This is a genomic window from Ralstonia insidiosa, assembly GCF_008801405.1.
In the GTDB taxonomy this organism is placed as follows: domain Bacteria; phylum Pseudomonadota; class Gammaproteobacteria; order Burkholderiales; family Burkholderiaceae; genus Ralstonia; species Ralstonia insidiosa.
Genome location: NZ_VZPV01000001.1, coordinates 2,834,969 through 2,852,695, shown reverse-complemented (window position 1 = coordinate 2,852,695; position 17,727 = coordinate 2,834,969). Strand labels below are relative to the sequence as shown.

13 protein-coding genes and 1 tRNA gene are annotated in these 17,727 nt (G+C 64.4%); 9 read left to right on the top strand and 5 right to left on the bottom strand.

What is annotated here, in order from left to right; all coding sequences use genetic code 11:
* Window positions 1-180 precede the first annotated feature (180 nt).
* Together egtD and F7R11_RS13510 are read left to right on the top strand one after the other, a co-directional pair.
* Window positions 181-1,233, top strand: a complete 1,053-nt coding sequence (gene egtD, locus F7R11_RS13515) for an L-histidine N(alpha)-methyltransferase (RefSeq protein ID WP_064804359.1) — start codon at window positions 181-183, stop codon at window positions 1,231-1,233.
* Window positions 1,234-1,307: 74 nt separating this feature from the next.
* Window positions 1,308-2,606, top strand: a complete 1,299-nt coding sequence (locus F7R11_RS13510) for an ergothioneine biosynthesis protein EgtB (RefSeq protein ID WP_064804357.1) — start codon at window positions 1,308-1,310, stop codon at window positions 2,604-2,606.
* Window positions 2,607-2,673: 67 nt separating this feature from the next.
* On the opposite strand, the gene F7R11_RS13505 is transcribed toward F7R11_RS13510, so the two are convergent.
* Complete coding sequence (locus tag F7R11_RS13505; RefSeq protein WP_064804355.1) at window positions 2,674-4,560, bottom strand: DEAD/DEAH box helicase; 1,887 nt, start codon at window positions 4,558-4,560, stop codon at window positions 2,674-2,676.
* A gap of 487 nt (window positions 4,561-5,047) precedes the next feature.
* On the opposite strand from F7R11_RS13505, the gene F7R11_RS13500 reads away from it, so the two are divergent.
* A complete protein-coding gene (locus F7R11_RS13500; RefSeq protein WP_021195468.1) occupies window positions 5,048-5,236 on the top strand; it encodes a hypothetical protein in 189 nt (62 codons plus the stop codon).
* 116 nt (window positions 5,237-5,352) lie between these two features.
* Here F7R11_RS13500 and F7R11_RS13495 read toward each other — a convergent pair.
* Both F7R11_RS13495 and F7R11_RS13490 read right to left on the bottom strand, forming a co-directional pair.
* A tRNA-Arg gene (locus F7R11_RS13495) sits at window positions 5,353-5,427 on the bottom strand.
* Between the two features lie 79 nt (window positions 5,428-5,506).
* Entirely contained in the window at window positions 5,507-6,823 is a 1,317-nt protein-coding gene (locus tag F7R11_RS13490) for a chloride channel protein (RefSeq protein WP_390624423.1), read from the bottom strand.
* A 328-nt stretch (window positions 6,824-7,151) separates the two neighbouring features.
* On the opposite strand from F7R11_RS13490, the gene F7R11_RS13485 reads away from it, so the two are divergent.
* Both F7R11_RS13485 and kdoO read left to right on the top strand, forming a co-directional pair.
* Window positions 7,152-7,379 carry a hypothetical protein gene (locus F7R11_RS13485; protein WP_169340107.1) on the top strand — a complete coding sequence of 76 codons (228 nt, stop codon included), beginning with the start codon at window positions 7,152-7,154 and terminating at the stop codon, window positions 7,377-7,379.
* A 143-nt stretch (window positions 7,380-7,522) separates the two neighbouring features.
* Window positions 7,523-8,485 carry a Kdo hydroxylase KdoO gene (gene kdoO / locus F7R11_RS13480; protein ID WP_064804170.1) on the top strand — a complete coding sequence of 321 codons (963 nt, stop codon included), beginning with the start codon at window positions 7,523-7,525 and terminating at the stop codon, window positions 8,483-8,485.
* Between the two features lie 59 nt (window positions 8,486-8,544).
* Here kdoO and F7R11_RS13475 read toward each other — a convergent pair whose 3' ends face one another.
* Entirely contained in the window at window positions 8,545-9,468 is a 924-nt protein-coding gene (locus tag F7R11_RS13475; RefSeq protein ID WP_021195464.1) for an amino acid ABC transporter substrate-binding protein, read from the bottom strand.
* 521 nt (window positions 9,469-9,989) lie between these two features.
* On the bottom strand, window positions 9,990-10,196 hold the full coding sequence (locus F7R11_RS13470) for a hypothetical protein (RefSeq protein ID WP_064804168.1): 207 nt from the start codon (window positions 10,194-10,196) through the stop codon (window positions 9,990-9,992).
* A 175-nt stretch (window positions 10,197-10,371) separates the two neighbouring features.
* Here F7R11_RS13470 and abc-f point away from each other — a divergent pair, with 175 nt between their 5' ends.
* The 4 genes from abc-f to parC all read left to right on the top strand — a co-directional run bounded on the left by abc-f (window position 10,372) and on the right by parC (window position 17,724).
* On the top strand, window positions 10,372-12,282 hold the full coding sequence (abc-f, locus tag F7R11_RS13465; protein ID WP_064804166.1) for a ribosomal protection-like ABC-F family protein: 1,911 nt from the start codon (window positions 10,372-10,374) through the stop codon (window positions 12,280-12,282).
* Between the two features lie 159 nt (window positions 12,283-12,441).
* Window positions 12,442-14,427 carry a DNA topoisomerase IV subunit B gene (locus F7R11_RS13460; RefSeq protein ID WP_064804164.1) on the top strand — a complete coding sequence of 662 codons (1,986 nt, stop codon included), beginning with the start codon at window positions 12,442-12,444 and terminating at the stop codon, window positions 14,425-14,427.
* A 14-nt stretch (window positions 14,428-14,441) separates the two neighbouring features.
* A complete protein-coding gene (locus F7R11_RS13455; RefSeq protein WP_064804162.1) occupies window positions 14,442-15,335 on the top strand; it encodes a lytic transglycosylase domain-containing protein in 894 nt (297 codons plus the stop codon).
* 46 nt (window positions 15,336-15,381) lie between these two features.
* Window positions 15,382-17,724, top strand: a complete 2,343-nt coding sequence (gene parC / locus F7R11_RS13450; protein ID WP_064804160.1) for a DNA topoisomerase IV subunit A — start codon at window positions 15,382-15,384, stop codon at window positions 17,722-17,724.
* The last annotated feature ends 3 nt before the right edge of the window (window positions 17,725-17,727 follow it).

Here is a 17,727-nt window from a genome sequence, read left to right as displayed (position 1 = left end):
ACAGCATTGCCATGCTCTCGGGTGAAAGAACGGTGGCGCTGTCACGAAGCGGCGTCTACGCTGCAATTTCATCAGTACAGCCCAGAGCCAGTCGAGTGAGGGGACGGTGGCACATTTTTCGCTGCCAACGGCCTCCATGACCATGCCGTACCGTGCCGTTCCACCCCAACGGGAGACACCATGCCGGCCACCAAGCCGTCCGCCGATGCCTACGCCCGCCGCGCGCTGGCCCGTCTGATCCAGCCGCAGCCCAAACCAACCATCGACGCCATTGGCGCGGGCCTGACGTTCTATCAGCTTTTTACCGAAGACGACGCTGCATTGCGTGCCGAGGCAGAGGCCGGTTTGCTGGCATCCGCCGCCAGCGTCAGCCCGAAATTTTTCTACGATGCACTCGGCTCCCGGCTGTTCGAGGCGATTACCGATCTGCCCGAGTACTACCCGACCCGCACAGAGGCCGCCATCTTCAGCCTGCACGCCGCAGAAATCGCCCTGCGCGTCGGGCGGGGGGCCACGCTGATCGACCTGGGCGCCGGCAACTGCGAGAAGGCTGCGCGCCTCTTCCGCACGCTGGCGCCGTCGCGTTATGTGGCCATCGATATCTCGGCGGATTTTCTGCGCGATACGCTGCGTGCCTTGGCGCGGCAGCATCCGCAACTCCCCATGGTGGGCATCGGGGCAGACCTTTGCGCGCCGCTCGTGTTGCCCGACGCCGTGGGCGATGGGCGCCGTGTGTGGTTTTATCCGGGCTCCAGCCTGGGCAACTTCACGCCGGATGATGCACGGGCTTTCCTCACGCGTCTGCGAGAGGCTTCCGCTCCGGGTGACAGCGTGCTCATTGGCATCGACCTCATCAAGGATGCGCGCCGCCTGGAGGCAGCCTATGACGATCCGCTTGGCGTGACGGCGGCATTCAACCTGAACGTGCTGCGCAACCTGAATCGCCTGCTGGGCGCAAATTTTGATGTGCGGGATTGGCGTCACCTCGCGCTGTATCGGCCCGACGGCCATCGCATCGAAATGCATCTCGAAGCACGCCGCGACGTGACGGTCCGCTGGGGGAACCAGGCGCGTGCGTTCGTTACCGGCGACCGCCTGCATACCGAAAACTCCGTCAAATACGATCTGCCACGCCTGCAGCGCCTGTTTGCCGACGCGGGCTTTGAAGACCTGCACGCGTGGACCGATGCGGGCAAGGACTTCGCTGTCTGCCATGCCAGCGTCAGCCGCTAGGCGAGGGCGGGAGCGCCGGGCGGGCGGTGCGATAATGACCCTCGATCTTGAGATGCCGCCCGAGGTGTGCCGCGATGGCTGAATTCTTCATGCTCCCCGATCCGACTTTCATCGGATCGCTTTCCGACTGGACCGATGGCCGTCGCCTGCCGCGTCAGGGCATCGCGCACAGCCTGGTGGATGCGCGCAACCGCACGCTGGCGTTGCTCGCAGCGTTTGGCGACACGCAGCGCGGCTGGCAGATCGAACGCGTACCGCACCACGCGCCGCCGCTGTGGACGCTGGGTCAGCTCGCCTGGTTTGCCGAGTTCTGGTGCCTGCGCGAGCCGCGCCGCAATGGCAGCGACACGGTTGAAGACGGCGCCGGCACTGAATGGGATCTCGCACGCTGGCAGGCTACGCTGCCTGCCGCACTCGACGGCGCCGACAGCTTCTTCGACATGGATCGCCTGCCGCCAGATGCCTGCTGGGATCTGACGCTGCCAGGCATTGCGGCCGTCAAGCAATACGCGCACGAAGTGCTCGACCGCGTGCTGCGCAAGCTGGCCACGCTCGGCACCGATGATGATGCGGCGCTCGAGCCGTTCCGCTGGGCTGTCTTTCACGAAGATCTGCGTGCCGAACACCTGCACGGCTTGCTGCAAGTGCTGGGCCTGCAACCTGCAGGACAGCCGCCGCTGGCTGCCGTGGCCGTGCCGGCAGCGCAGACGCTGTCCTTGCCCGGTGGCCGCTTCCAGATGGGGTGGCCCGATGCAGACGGGTTTTTCTTCGACAACGAATGCACGTCGCACCGCATGTACGTGCCTGCATTCGAGATCGACGCGCAGCCGGTTACCAACGCTCAGTATCTGGAGTTCATTGAAGACCGTGGCTACGACCATCCGCAGTGGTGGTCGCCCGCCGGCATGGAGTGGCTGATGATGCAGGAGCGCTCCGCGCCGCTGGGCTGGCAACGTGACCCGGTCACGCGCGCGTGGCAAGCGCTGCGCTATGGTCAGGCGCGCACGCTCAACCGTGACGAACCTGTGCGCCATGTCAGCCTGTTCGAAGCACAGGCATGGTGCGGCTGGGCTGGCCGCCGCCTGCCGACCGAGGATGAGTGGGAAATGGCTGCCGTGCAGGGCCGGGCTGGCTTCCACTGGGGGCAGGTGTGGGAGTGGACCGCATCACCGTTCGAGCCGTATCCGGATTTTGTGCCGGGTGTGCCGCGCGGCCGCGTGGCAGGCCTGTCGGCGCCGCATTTTATGACGATGCAAGCGGTGCGGGGCGCGGCTGCCCACACGCCGCAACGGGCACACCATCCGCGCTTCCGTGGGTTCTTGCTGCCGGAGCGTGATGACATCTTTGTCGGCTTCCGCACGTGCGCACTGTGAGTTCGGCGCAGACAAAAGAAAAGGCCCCTTGCGGGGCCTTTTTCATTGGGGCGATGCGCTTAGCTGATCAACGATCGAAATCGCGCGAGCGGCCCTTGCTGCCGTAGCTGCTGCGGTTGCCGTCACGGTCGCCATAGCTGCGACGCGGTGCGCCTGTGCCGTTGCTATCGCCGAAGCGGCTGCCGCCGTTGTTGTCGCCGAAGCGACGCGGTGCACCTTCGCGAGCGCCATAGCCTTCGCGGTTGCCGTCACGGTTGCCGTAGCCGCCGCCGTTGCTGTTGCTATTGCCGAAGCCACGGTTGCCGTCTTGCGTACGGGCCGGGCGCTGTTGCCAGTCGCCACGGGCTTGCTGGCCTTGGCCGTACGACTGGCGCGGGGCGCGGTCATCACGGTTCCACTCGCGCTGGCCGCCTTGGCCTTGGTAGCCACCGCCACCATTGCCGTTGCGATCATCACGACGCGGGGCGAAGCCGTCACGGTCGCCGCCGAAGCTGCGCTGGAAGCGGCCTTCGCTGTTGCCGCCATTACCACCGGCGCCACCTTGGCGTGCGCCGTAGCCTTCGCGTTGGCCGCGGTAGCCGCCGCCATTGCCACCACCGTTTCCACGGTAGCCGCCACGGTCACCGCCGGCACGCGGGCCACCGGTGCGGGGCTTGGCCGAACGCTTCGGCTCCAGGCCTTCAATCACGGATGCGTCGATGCGGCGATCCACGAAGCGCTCGATGCGGCGCCATTGGAACGTATCGTTGTGGTTCACCAGGTTGATGGCGATACCACTACGGCCGGCACGGCCCGTGCGGCCGATACGGTGCACGTAGTCTTCGGCTTGCTTGGGCAGGTCGAAGTTGACCACGTGCGTGATGTCCGGCACGTCGATGCCGCGAGCGGCCACGTCGGTGGCCACCAGCACGCGCAGCTGGCCACGGCGCAGTGCCGTCAGCGTACGGTTGCGCGCGCCTTGGTGCATGTCGCCATGCAGGGCGCCAGCGGAGAAACCATGCTCGGTCAGGCGTTCGGCCAGCGAGTCGGCGTCACGCTTGGTGGCCGTGAAGACGATGGCCTGCTTGAGCGACGAATCGCGCAGCAGGTGGTCGAGCAGTTGCTGCTTGTGCGAGACGTCGTCGGTGAAGTGCAGACGCTCTTCGATGTTGCTTTGGTCAACCTTGGCAGCGGCGATTTCAATACGCTGCGGGTCGCGCATCATGCGCTCGGCCAGCTGTTCGATGCGGCGGTCCATGGTGGCCGAGAACATCAGCATCTGGCGCGTAGCCGGCGTGGCGCCGACGATGGCTTCGATGTCGTCCGAGAAGCCCATGTCCAGCATGCGGTCAGCTTCGTCAAACACGAGCATGTCGAGCGCCGACAGGTCGATGCGGCCCGAGTCGATGTGGTCGAGCAGGCGGCCCGGCGTGGCGATGATGATGTCCGGCATGCGTGCCAGCATGTCGAGCTGCTTCGGGTACGGCATACCGCCCAGGATGCTTGCGCAGACGATACGGCGCAGATGGCGGCCGTATTGTGCGGTGGCGGTGGTCACCTGCAGGGCCAGTTCACGCGTGGGCGTGAGCACCAGCAGCGACGGCTTGGCCGGGCTGGGGCGCGGGCGGCGGCCCTTCATGCGTTGCGGCGGGCCGTCCATGCGCGGACGCTGCGGCTCGGGCTGCTCGCTGATGCGCTGGATGGCCGGCAGGATGAAGGCCGCGGTCTTGCCCGAACCGGTCTGGCTCGTGACCAGCAGGTCGCGACCCGACAGGCAGGCCGGGATGGCTTGCGCTTGCACCGGCGTCGGCGTGGTGTAGTTCACTTCGCCGAGCGCGCGGACGATGCGATCGTCCAGGCCCAGCTCAGCGAATGCGCTCGCACGCGTTGCGGCTTCGGCGAGGAGGTTGTCGGTATTGGTATTGATGGTTTCAGCGTGCGCAATAGCGCCGCTGCCGTCTTGAGGCTGCGTCATGTCGAATAGGTAGTAAGGCTGCCGCGTCGACCGCTCACATGAGGCAGACGACGGAAATGGGATACGGCGACCGGTTAATCACGGGCGTCGGCGCCAATCGGATAAGGCCGGTTCGACAGACGGGCTGCAGAACGGACAGACGGGGGAGTGGGCCGGCCTCAGGCTGAATGTGAATCACATGGATCAGCGAGGTGGGGCGGCGGTCCCTGCGGCGTGATGTGAATCCACGCGGGAGATCGGAGACGATGCCAAGCACAATGGCAATCGGCTGCGCATGCTACGGGGCGGAACTGTGAGCAATGCACGCCGGCGTAGAAACCGGCACATCGATCAACCGCAATGAGGCAGTAAGCAGCCAAGCCTCGAACTATAGCACGATTTTTTGCAGTGCGCAAAAAATAAATGCGGGCTGTATTACAACAGGTTGCCGGAACGGGAGCGCGTCCTATACTCAAAACACCGGCCATTCACGGTCGGCAAGGGGCGGATGATGGAATTCCCGATGGCCTTCTCCAACCTATACCTGTTGCTCGCCGTCTGCGTGGCGGGCGTGATCGGACTGGTGTCTGCACCACTGGCGATCCGAGGTGCGCGGATAGGGATCCGTGTGCTGCTGACGATCATTGGGGTGCTGATCGGGCTGCTCGTGCTCGAAGCGCTGCCGGTGTTGACCTAGATGACCCGGGGCCATCCGCAACCATAGGCCCGCCCGATTGTGGCGGGCCTCGTCATTTGAAGGCCGGAAAAACAAAAAGCCAGGCGATGGTTCCCTGGCTTTTGTTGTCTATGCGTTGGTCCCGCCGACAGGAATCGAACCTGTATCTCACGCTTAGGAGGCGCGTGCACTATCCATTGTGCTACGGCGAGTGACCTGCCCCGGGTGACGCGAAAGGCCGCCCGAGCGAGCGGCGATTCTACGCAATTTGCCCCGCCAAGGCCAGACAGCCTAGGCCTTTGCAGCCTTTTCGGAAGCCGCTTCCACGGCCAGTGCCTCACGCCGGAAGTTGCGCGAGGCTGCGTGATAGAACGGCCGCGGGCAGAACTGCCGCGCCACGAATGAAGCCAGCAAGGTCGCGGCGAGCAAGTGGAACATCATGTTCTGGCTGCGCGTCATCTCCATGACGATCACGCTGGCGGTGATGGGCGCCTGCGTGGCCGCTGCCAGAAACGCGGCCATCGACACCAGTACCAATACGCGCTCGTCGGCAAGGCCCGCAGTGAGCTGCCACAAGTGCTGGCCCAGTCCCGCGCCAATTGCCAACGACGGCGTGAAGATGCCGCCCGGAATGCCCGCAAAGTAGGACGCCACAGTCGCGGCCAGCTTGGACACGCCAAACCAGTGTGTCTCGATCGGGTGGCCGTTGAGCAGTGCAGCCACTTGCTCATAGCCGGTGCCATAGGTATCGCCGTGCGTGCTGGCGCCGATGCATGCGAGGACGACGCCACAACCAAACGCAGTCCACACCGGATGCTGTTGAACGCGCTGCCCGATGGCTGCGGGCAGAATCCCCGTAACACCGCCCAGCAACAGCTTGGCGAACAACCCGCCGAACACGCCACACACCAGCGCGGCCAGCACGATCCACGGCCACGCTTCGCGCAGAAATAGGATGGGCTCGTGCACCTGGAAATACGGGTTGTTGCCGACGATCGCCAGCGACAGGAAGCCCGAGGCCAGCACGCCCGCCAATACCAGGCGATCCCATCGCAGCGAGGCACCTTTGCCCAGTTCTTCAATGGCGAAGACCACCCCAGCCAGCGGTGTGTTAAACGCCGCCGCCAAGCCACCAGCCGCGCCGGCAGTCAACAGCGCCTGCGCATGAAAACCGACACGCACGCCGGCGCGATGCTGCCACCAAGATCCCCAAGCCAGCATGGCCGCCGCGCCCACCTGCACGGATGGCCCCTCGCGCCCGACGGATGCGCCCAGGAACAACGCCACTGCTGTCAGCCCGATCTTCCACAACGCTTGCGGAAAGGACACCAGCGTCGTCTGCGCCACCCCAAACGGCGGCAGATGCTGCGTGGCGATAACTTGCGGGATGCCGCTGCCGCGCGCCTGCGGTGCCACACGCAACGTCAGCCAGCGCAACGCCGCCAACCCCGGCGGCAGGAGCACGAGTGTCGCCCACGTGTAGTGCGTATGCAGGGCGCGTTGCCACGCCAGCGCGGTATCCGCCACCCATGAGAACACCAATGAGAACACCGCCACGCCCATCGCGCCGGCCAGGAAAATCGAGAACCGCAGCCCGTTGCGCGACATGCGCGAGGTTTGCCGGAGTTTGCGATCCAAGGCACGCAAAACGCGCTCGCGCAACGCGGCCAATGGAGAAGAGGGTGGGGAGGGCGTATCACTCATGGAAAGGCAGGCAGGGGCGACGCAAACTGCGGCACAGAGGGACTATTCGAGCGGCGTGAAGCTTTGATGATGGTAGGGGTTTTGTGTGAAGCGCCCCACAATTCGGATGCGATTGTGGGGTAGCAAACGCTAAATCGAACGAACGATCGGTCACCGAATCTGATTTAAGTATTACGAACTTTGCATGATTGTTCACGGAAGTTATGCTTCCCCTCTCATCGGAAATTCTTTTTTGGCGACCAACATGCTGACATCCGAAGAACGGGACGATCCGTGGACGGTGGAGTCGTCGCTGGATAGCCTGCTACCGAAGCAACGGCCAGGGACGATCGATCGCCCGATCTATTTTCGTCATACCGATACCCCTGACGGTCACGTCATCAAGCAGTTTCCGGACGGCTCGCGCCAGCTCGTGCGCTTTATCGGCCTGGAAGAACAGGTCGTCAAGCACTTCCTGTAACCCCACTTTCCCTTCATCAACGGCTGGGCGCGTCACATTTGTGACGCGCCGTATGACATGCAGCGTTGTGTTTCCTGGCAATGCGCTGCGTCGTGAACGCCCTATCATTCGCGAATAAATTTGCCTAGGCGATTGATAAGTTCATGGGAAGTATGCAGGGGTTTGCGCCGGCTCAGCAGCCGGTCCGCGAAGAGTGCGCTGGGGAGTTGGCCGCCGTTGCGCCGCCCACCGTCGACATGGTGGTGCCTTGGCCGGTGCGCGAATGGGCGCCTACCGTTACCGCAACCGAAGCGATTGCCATGCGCGCCGCTCTGGAGCGCGGCAACGTGCTGCATTTCCCTGCCCTGGATTTTCCGTTGAATACGCGTGAGCGGCGCTTTCTTGATGCGCGTTGGTCTGACGGCAAGACGAAAAACATCAACCTGCGCGCCAACGAGACCGCTGTGCGCGGCGCAGTGGGCGCGCCTGTTGACCTGCGCGACCTTTCCACGCTGATCCGCCGCTACGCCGATGCTGCCGAGCGTCTGGTGCTTGCGCTGTTTCCCGACTATGGCCCGCACCTCAAGCGCGCCGGCACCTCGCTGCGACCCGCGGAGATCGCCGGGCGCGCGGTGAGCTGGCGCAAGGACGACACACGCCTGCATGTCGACGCCTTTCCGTCGAACCCGTTGTACGGCCAGCGTTTGCTGCGTGTGTTCCACAACGTGGATCCGGATGCGGCGCGCATCTGGCGCATCGGTGAGCCGTTTGCGCATTTCGCCAAGCGCTTCGTACCGAAAACGCGAGGCATGCTGCCCGGACAGCCCTGGCTGATGCACAAGCTGCGCATCACGAAGCGCCCGCGCTCGGATTACGACCATCGCATGCTGCAGCTGCATGATTTGGCGAAAGCCGATCTGCAATACCAGCGCAGTGCTCCGCAGCAGACCTTCGCGTTTGCGCCGGGTGCGACGTGGGTGGTATTCAGCGATCAGGCGTTGCATGCCGCCATGCGCGGCTGCGCGATGATGGAGCAGACCTTCTACCTAGACCCCGCTGCGATTGCCGATCACACGCACTCGCCGGAAGCCGTGCTCGCGCGCCTGCTCGGCAGACCGCTGCGCTAGTCGTGCAACGAAAAACGCCGCCGGACAAAGCGGCGGCGTTGAGCGTTCAACTGCGATATTCAGTCAGCGACCTTGTCACTCGGATACTTGAACGAATCACGCAGCAGGAAGCTCATCGGAATATCGAGCTTTGCCCCGTTGGGCGGAATCGGCTGCAGGAACCACTTCTTGTAGAGCTTCTCAGCCTCGTAGTCGAGGATGATGTTGGTCATCGCGCGGTCGACCATCCGCTTGAATTCGGCGTCGTCCTTGCTGAGCATGATCGCGTACGGCTCGATCGTCAGCATGTCGCCGACCACGGCGTAGTCGCTCGGTTTCTTGGCGTTGGCACGAAAACCGTAGAGCAGCACGTCGTCCATGGCAAAGGCATCGGCCTTGCCGGCTTCGACCATGGCGAAGGCCTCGCCGTGGTCCTTTGCTTCGATGATGTTCATGCCCAGCACGCGCGCGTCGTTCACCTTGCGCAACTCGGTGATGTTGGTGGTGCCCTTGGTCGAGACCACCGTCTTGCCGCGCAGGTCGTCCCACTTGCGGATGCCCGACGATGTCTTGACGATCATCCGGCTGCCGGCGATGTAGTGCGGGATGGTGAAGGCCACTTTCTCGCGGCGCTCGCGCGTGTTGGTGGTCGAACCGCATTCCACATCAGCCTTGCCTTCGGCGATGGTAGGAATACGCGAAGACGACGTCACCATCACATACTGCACCTTCAGGTCGGGACGCTTGAGTTCGGTACGCAGCTTGTCGACCACACGCAGGCAGAGATCCATCGCATAACCAATGGGCTTCTTGTCGGCGTCGTAGAACGAGAACGGCACGGAACTCTCACGATGCGCAACGCGGACGGTACCGGTATCACGAATGCGGTCGAGAACGGGTGTGGCAGAGGCCAGGGCAGTGCCCGGCGCAAAGACGGACAGCGAGATGGTCAGAAAAGCGGAAAGCAGCGCTGCGATCGGCAGCGTGCGCTTGAAGCACAGCATGGTTGTATCCCCCGGAAAGAATGGCGGCCCGCCTTATCGTTATGTCCGGCTTGTGGCCGGAGGGCCTGCCGCATGATACGGCGCGACGAGCGAGCCTGCAGGTCCGCACTTTTGCTCTGTTGTAAGCAGGCCGCAAGACTGGATTCCATGCTCTAGAAATCTGCTTGCAGGTGAGACGGGGTGCGTGCCTGACAGTGGTGCGTGACGCACATCAAGCGTGCGCGGATTGCACTGCATCAGCCTTGCGGCTGGCGCGTCGCACCCTTGTGGCGTGGGGCGCGCGCAAGCTTGACGCGGCATGCGTTGTTGCGGTGCAAATCCGCTCGGGGCTTGGCTTTGTGAGTCGTCTCGGCGTTTTTCCCTACCGGGTTTGTCCTGACTGCCCGAGACGGACAAGGGGCGCTATGCTCAGGCCATGTCTTGTTCGCAAGGCATCGAGGAGAGACTCTTCCGGCCCGCCGAAAGCGGGCCGTTTTCTTTGGTGCGAACCTTTGACGCACCCGATATCAGCGTTGCCCGGTTCAGCTTTGATTGGGCAACACATTGCCCGGCTGCGACGACTGCCGCGGCCAGTTCGAGAACGCGAAGATCCACAGCGCCACGAGGTTCACCAGCGGTAGTAGCACCAGCAGCGTCCACCACTGCGAGAAACCGGTTCGCAGCAAGACCTGCCGCACCGGGATACCTACCACGATCAGGGCGATCAACAAGCCGAACAGTCCGCGCATCAGTGTTCCCCTTCGCTAACGTTGTGGATGGAAGCGGCCGGAAAAGCGAGCCCGGCGGCACAAGCGTTATAGCACCGACGCGCGCAAGCGCAATGACGCCGGATGGCTGCCGCGCGGGCCGACTACAATACGCGCCTTCCGGCCCCACGCGGCCCGCATCCTTTATCACTCCAGCATGGCCCTGTTTTCCATTACCGATGCGCAACTGGCGTTCGGCCACGTGGCGCTGCTCGACCACACCGATTTCTCGCTGGAAGCTGGCGAGCGCGTCGGCCTGATCGGCCGCAACGGCACCGGCAAGTCGTCGCTGCTCAAGATCGTGGCCGGCACGACGGCCCCCGACGACGGCCTGATCGCCCGCCAGAGCGGTGTCACCTCGGCTTATGTGCCGCAGGAACCCGTATTCGACCCCGATCAGACGGTGGCCCAAGCCGTGGCGATGGGCGTGCCGCATGCCGCTGGCCTGCTCGCCGAGTACGAGGCGCTGATCGCCACCATGGGCGATGCGCACGATGACGAGGCGATGCATCAGCTGCATGCCCTGCAAGCCCAGCTCGACGCCGCTGATGCCTGGCAATTGCACACCCGTGTGGAAACCACCATCGCGCAGCTTGGTTTGCAGCCGGGTGCGCGCATCGGTTCGCTCTCCGGCGGCCTGACCAAGCGCGTGGCGCTGGCGCAGGCGCTGGTGGGGGCGCCTGACATTCTGTTGTTGGACGAGCCGACCAACCACCTCGACTACGACTCCATCCGCTGGCTGGAAGACTTGCTGCTCGCTTTCCGCGGCAGCGTGCTGTTCATCACACACGATCGCGCGTTCCTCGACCGTGTCGCCACGCGCATCATCGAACTGGACCGCGGCAAGCTGCGTTCATACCCCGGCAACTTCACCGCGTATCAGGAGCGCAAGGCACAGCAGTTGGAAGCCGAAGCGCTGGAAAATGCCCGCTTCGACAAGCTGCTCGCGCAGGAAGAAGTGTGGATCCGCAAGGGCGTGGAAGCGCGCCGCACACGCAGCGTCGGCCGCGTCGCACGGCTGGAACAGATGCGTGTGGATCGCCAGGCGCGTCGTGAAGTGCAGGGCAACGTCAAGCTCGAAGTCTCACAGGGCGACCGCTCCGGCAAGATCGTCGCCGAGCTGACCGATGTGACCAAGCAGTACGGTGACAAGACCGTGGTCGACAACTTCACCGCCACCATCATGCGTGGCGACAAGGTGGGCATCCTGGGCGCCAACGGCGTCGGCAAGACCACGCTGCTCAAGCTGATCCTCGGCGAACTGGCACCCGATTCGGGCACGGTGCGCAACGGCACCAACCTGCAGGTGGCGTATTTCGACCAGATGCGCGCGCAACTGGACCTGAACCGCTCGCTGGCCGACACCATCAGCCCGGGCAGCGACTGGATTGAGGTCAATGGCCAGCGCAAGCACGTGATGAGCTATCTGGGCGACTTCCTCTTCCCGCCCGAGCGGGCACGCTCGCCGGTGGCGTCGCTGTCGGGCGGCGAGCGCAACCGGCTGCTGCTGGCGCGCCTCTTCGCGCGCCCGGCCAACGTGCTGGTGCTGGATGAGCCGACCAACGATCTGGACATCGATACGCTCGAGCTGCTGGAAGAGCTGCTGCAGGAATACAGCGGCACGGTGTTCCTGGTCTCGCACGATCGCGCGTTCGTCGACAACGTCGTCACCTCGGTGATCGCCGCCGAAGGCGAGGGCCGCTGGCGTGAATACGTGGGTGGGTTCTCGGATTGGCAGACGCAATCGGCGCGTTCGGCGCAGATGGCCAAAGCTGCCACGCCGGTTGCCGAAGAGAAAAAGCCCGAAGCCGCCAAGCCCCGCGAGCGCGCCACGGTCAAGCTCAGCTACAAGGAACAGCGCGAGCTGGAGGCGTTGCCCGCCACCATCGAGGCGCTGGAAACCGAGCAGAAGCAAGTCAACGCCGAACTGGAAGACGGCGCGATCTACGGACGTGATCCGGAGCGCGCCCAGAAGCTGGCCGAGCGCCACGAGGCCATCGAGCTGGAACTGCTGGAGGCACTTGAGCGCTGGGAAGCCCTCGAAGGCAAGCGCGCCGGTACGGCGTGATGTTGCCGTAGTCCGTCAATATGTCAGCGGGATGTCGACTGTGCGTCGCATCCTGATGCTGACGATCCCTCCGCATTGTTGAGGGCGGCTTCCTTTACAATGCGCGCTGCATTCCGGTGCTCAGGGCAGACCCTGAGCCCGCCAGTTTTTCCGCCTTCCATGAGCAAAACCTCCCAATACAGCGAATCGTCGATCAAGGTCCTCAAGGGCCTGGAACCGGTCAAGCAACGGCCGGGCATGTACACGCGCACCGACAACCCCCTGCATATCGTGCAGGAAGTGATCGACAACGCCGCCGACGAGGCGTTGGGCGGCTTCGGCAAGCTGATTGCCGTGACGCTGCACAAGGACGGCAGCGTGAGCGTGGAAGACGAGGCGCGCGGCATTCCCGTCGGCATCCACCCGGAAGAGGGTGTGTCGGTGGTCGAGATCGTCTACACGCGCCTGCACGCGGGCGGCAAGTTCGACAAGGGCAGTGGCGGCGCGTATGCGTTCTCCGGCGGCCTGCACGGCGTGGGCGTGTCGGTCACGAACGCGCTGTCGACGCGGCTGGAGGTGACGGTTTGGCGTGATGGCAATGTGTCCACGCTTACCTTCTCCGGCGGCGACGTCATTGAGCCGCTCGCCACCCGCAAGGCCGAGCGCGGCGAGAAGAAGAGCGGCACGCGCGTACGCGCCTGGCCGGACGCCAAGTATTTCGATTCCGAGAACATCCCCCAGGCCGAGCTGCAGCGTTTGCTGCGTAGCAAGGCTGTGCTGCTGCCGGGCGTGAAGGTCACGCTCACGCTGGAGAAAACTGGCGAGACGCTCGAGTGGCAGTACGCCGAGGGCCTGCGCGGCTACCTGGTCGAATCGCTCGCGCAAGGTAGCGGCGCCGAGCCGGTCATCCCGCTGTTCGAGGGCGAACACTTTGCTGACCCTGACAAGTCCGGCGAAGAAGGCTTTGCCCTGGGCGAAGGCGCCTCGTGGGTGGTGGCGTGGACGGAAGAGGGCTCGCCGGTGCGCGAGTCGTACGTCAACCTGATTCCGACGCCTGCTGGCGGCACGCATGAATCGGGCTTGCGCGAAGGCCTGTTCCAGGCCGTGAAGAGCTTTGTCGAGATGCACGCGCTGCAGCCCAAGGGCGTCAAGCTGATGCCCGAAGACGTGTTTGCGCGCGCTTCGTTCGTGCTGTCGGCCAAGGTGCTGGACCCGCAGTTCCAAGGTCAGATCAAGGAACGCCTGAACAGCCGCGATGCGGTGCGGCTCGTTTCCACGTTCAGCCGCCCCGCGTTGGAGTTGTGGCTGAACCAGCATGTCGAGCACGGCAAGAAGCTGGCCGAACTCGTCATCAAGCAAGCACAGGCCCGCACGCGCGCGGCACAGAAGGTCGAGAAGAAGAAGGGCTCCGGCGTGGCCGTGCTGCCTGGCAAGCTGACCGATTGCGAATCCGACGACATCACCCGCAACGAACTCTTCCTGGTGGAGGGCGATTCCGCCGGCGGTTCCGCCAAGATGGGCCGTGACAAGGAATTCCAGGCGATCCTGCCGCTGCGCGGCAAGGTGCTGAACACGTGGGAAACCGAGCGCGACCGCCTGTTCGCCAACAACGAAGTGCACGACATTGCGGTCGCCATCGGCGTCGATCCGCATGGCCCGACCGACACGGTTGACCTCTCCGGCCTGCGCTACGGCAAGATCTGCATCCTGTCTGATGCGGACGTGGACGGCGCCCATATCCAGGTGCTGCTGCTCACGTTGTTCTTCAAGCACTTCCCGCAACTGATCGACCGCGGGCACGTATGCGTGGCCCGCCCGCCGCTGTATCGGGTCGATGCCCCGGCGCGCGGCAAGAAGCCCGCGCAGAAGCTCTACGCGCTGGACGATGGCGAGCTCGAAGCCATTGAAGACAAGCTGCGCAAGGACGGCGTCAAGGAAGGCGCGTGGCAGATCTCCCGCTTCAAGGGCCTGGGCGAAATGAGCGCCGAGCAGCTCTGGGAAACCACCATGAACCCTGACACGCGCCGCCTGCTGCCCGTGAAACTAGGCGAACTGGGCGAAGAGCAGACCATCGGCGTGATGAACATGCTGATGGGCAAGGGCGAAGCCGGCGCGCGCCGCACATGGCTGGAAGCGCGCGGCAACGAAGTCGAAGCCGATATTTGATCGCTGACTGAACGATGAAGTTGTTCCGACGATTCGCTTTGCTGCTCACGGCGCTGGCCCTGTTGGCCAGCCAGCCGGCGCGCGCGGATGTCTACGGCTACATCGACGAGAACGGCCTTGCGCACTTCGCCTCCGAACGTCTGGACGACCGCTACGTGCTCTTCATGAAGGGCGCGGCAGTGGCGGGCAGACCGGGCGACAAGAGCGACAACGCCATCGCCCTGCCGGCCACCGAGCTGCCGGACGCCGATGCCTACCTAGCTGCCAGCAAGCGAGATGCGCTGGACAACGCGGGTGATATGCGCCAGCGCCTCGTGCGCGCGGTGCTGCAGCACCCGAACGTGCCGACGGTCGAGCCGCTGATTCGCCAGGAAGCGGGCAAGCGCGGTATCGACCCGGCACTCGTGAAGGCCGTGATTGCTGCCGAGTCCGGCTTCAACCCGCAGGCTGTGTCACCCAAGGGGGCGATCGGGCTGATGCAGGTGATTCCCGACACGGGCGCACGCTATGGCGTGATCGGAGATGCGCGCCGCACGGCCGCGCAGAAACTGGCCGACCCCAAGATCAACATCACCACGGGCGTGCGCTATTTGAGCGATCTGCTGCGCATGTTCTCCGGCAATCTTGAACTGGTGCTCGCCGCCTACAACGCGGGCGAGGGCGCCGTGCAGAAGCACGGCAACGACATCCCGCCCTACGCCGAGACGCAGAACTACGTGAAGACGGTGATGCAGTTCTATCGCTACTACAACCCGATGGCTGAGATGAACGGGGCGGGCGGCTTCATGACCGTGAGCGCCAACGGTGCCATGGTCACGCGCAAGCCCGGTCGCACGGGCCGGCCCGCACGCATTGAAGTGGTACTGGACCCGGCCACCGGCGTGGTCACGAACGCACAACAACATTGATCCTGGTGGCGCCGCATGAATGCGCGCCGCCTTCGCTTGAGCTTCCATGGAACAACAAGACATCCTCTTCGACCCTAGCGAGCCGGCCGAAGCGCTCACGCTTGGCGCCTATGCCGAGCGCGCCTACCTCGACTACGCCGTCAGCGTGGTCAAGGGCCGCGCACTACCCGAGGTGGCCGACGGCCAGAAGCCGGTGCAGCGCCGCATCCTGTTTGCGATGCATGAGATGGGCCTGCGCTCTGACGCGAAGCCCGTCAAGTCGGCCCGCGTGGTGGGCGACGTGCTGGGTAAATTCCACCCGCACGGTGACCAATCCGCCTACGACGCGCTGGTGCGTCTGGCGCAGGATTTCTCGCTGCGCTACCCGTTGATCGACGGCCAAGGCAACTTTGGCTCGCGCGACGGCGACGGTGCGGCGGCGATGCGGTACACGGAAGCGCGCCTGACGCCCATCTCGCGCATGCTGCTCGAAGAACTGGACCAGGGCACGGCCGATTTCGTCCCCAACTACGACGGCTCAATGGACGAGCCGAAGCTGCTGCCGGCGCGCTTGCCGTTCGTGCTGCTCAACGGCGCATCGGGCATCGCGGTGGGCATGGCCACGGAAATCCCGTCGCACAACCTGCGCGAAGTAGCCACCGCCGCTGTGGCGCTCATCCGCGACGACAAGCTCACCAGCACCGACCTGATGCAGTACATGCCGGGTCCGGACTATCCGGGCGGCGGGCAGATCATCTCGTCGCCGGCGGACATCGCGCAGGTGTACGAAACCGGCCGCGGCAGCCTGAAGGTGCGCGCGCGCTGGAAGATCGAAGAGCTCGCACGCGGCCAGTGGCAACTGGTGGTCAACGAACTGCCGCCCAACACCTCGTCGCAGAAGGTGCTGGAGGAGATTGAAGAGCTGACCAATCCGAAGGTGCGCACGGGCAAGAAGTCGCTGTCGCCGGATCAGCTCACCATGAAGCAGACCATGCTCGGCCTGCTGGATGCGGTGCGCGATGAATCGGGCAAGGATGCCCCGGTGCGCCTGGTGTTCGAACCCAAGAGCAAGAACATTGACCAGCAGGAGTTTGCCAATTCGCTGCTGGCGCATACGTCGCTGGAGCAGGGTGCCTCCATCAACTTGGTGATGATCGGCATGGATGGCCGGCCGCGGCAGAAAGGTCTGGCCGAGATCCTGCGCGAGTGGATCAGCTACCGCTTTGCCACGGTCACGCGCCGTACGCGCCATCGCCTGGGCAAGGTGGAAGACCGTATCCACATCCTCGAAGGCCGGCAGATGGTGCTGCTGCGCATCGAGGACGTGATTCGCATCATCCGCGAGAGCGACGAGCCCAAGGCGGCGCTCATCCAGGCCTTCAACCTGAGCGATCGCCAGGCGGAAGACATCCTGGAAATCCGCCTGCGTCAACTCGCGCGCCTGGAAGCCATCAAGATCGAGCAGGAACTGAAGAACCTGCGCGAAGAGCAGTCCGAGCTGGACGTGCTGCTGAAGTCCGAGACCATGATGCGCCGTCGCATCATCAAGGAGATCGAGACCGACGCGAAGCAATACGGCGACGACCGCCGCACCCTCATCCAGGAAGAGCGCCGTGCCGCTGCCGAGGTGAAGGTCATCGACGAGCCCGTCACGGTGGTCGTCTCGCAGAAGGGTTGGGTGCGCACGCGCCAGGGTCATGGCCACGACGCCACGCAATTCGGCTTCAAGGCGGGCGATACGCTGTACGACACGTTTGAATGTCGCACGACCGATGCGCTGCTGATCTTCGGCACGCGCGACGACAAGGGTACGGGCCGCGTCTACTCCGTGGCCGTGGCGAATCTGCCGGGCGGCCGTGGCGACGGTGTGCCGCTGACCACGCTGATCGAACTGGCACCGGGCACGCATATCGCCCACACGTTCGCTGGCCATGCCGAGCAGAACCTGGTGATCTCCACGCGCGGCGGCAACGGCTTCATGGCCAAGGTGAGCGACATGGTCGGCCGCCAGAAGGCCGGCAAGGCGTTCCTGACGCTGGATGAGGGCGACCAACCCAACAAGCCGGCACCCGTACCGGAAGACGCATACGGTGTGGCTTGTCTGTCGGAAGGCGGGCGCATGCTGCTGTTCCAGATCAGCGAGCTGAAAACGCTTGCCAGCGGCGGCCGTGGCGTGATCCTGATGGAGCTGGAGAAGAACGAAACGCTGCTCCAGGCACTGGCCTTCGGTGCAGCCGGCTTCGTGCTCTCGGGCACTGGCCCGCGTGGCGGCAAGGCGGTCGAGCAGACCATGACGACCCGCGCGCAAGAAGCGTACGCCGGTAAGCGCGCACGCAAGGGCAAGACGCTGGAGCCCAAGCTGCGCGAGCCGAAGCTGTCGCTGCCCAAGCCTGCGCCAGAAGCTGCTTGATTC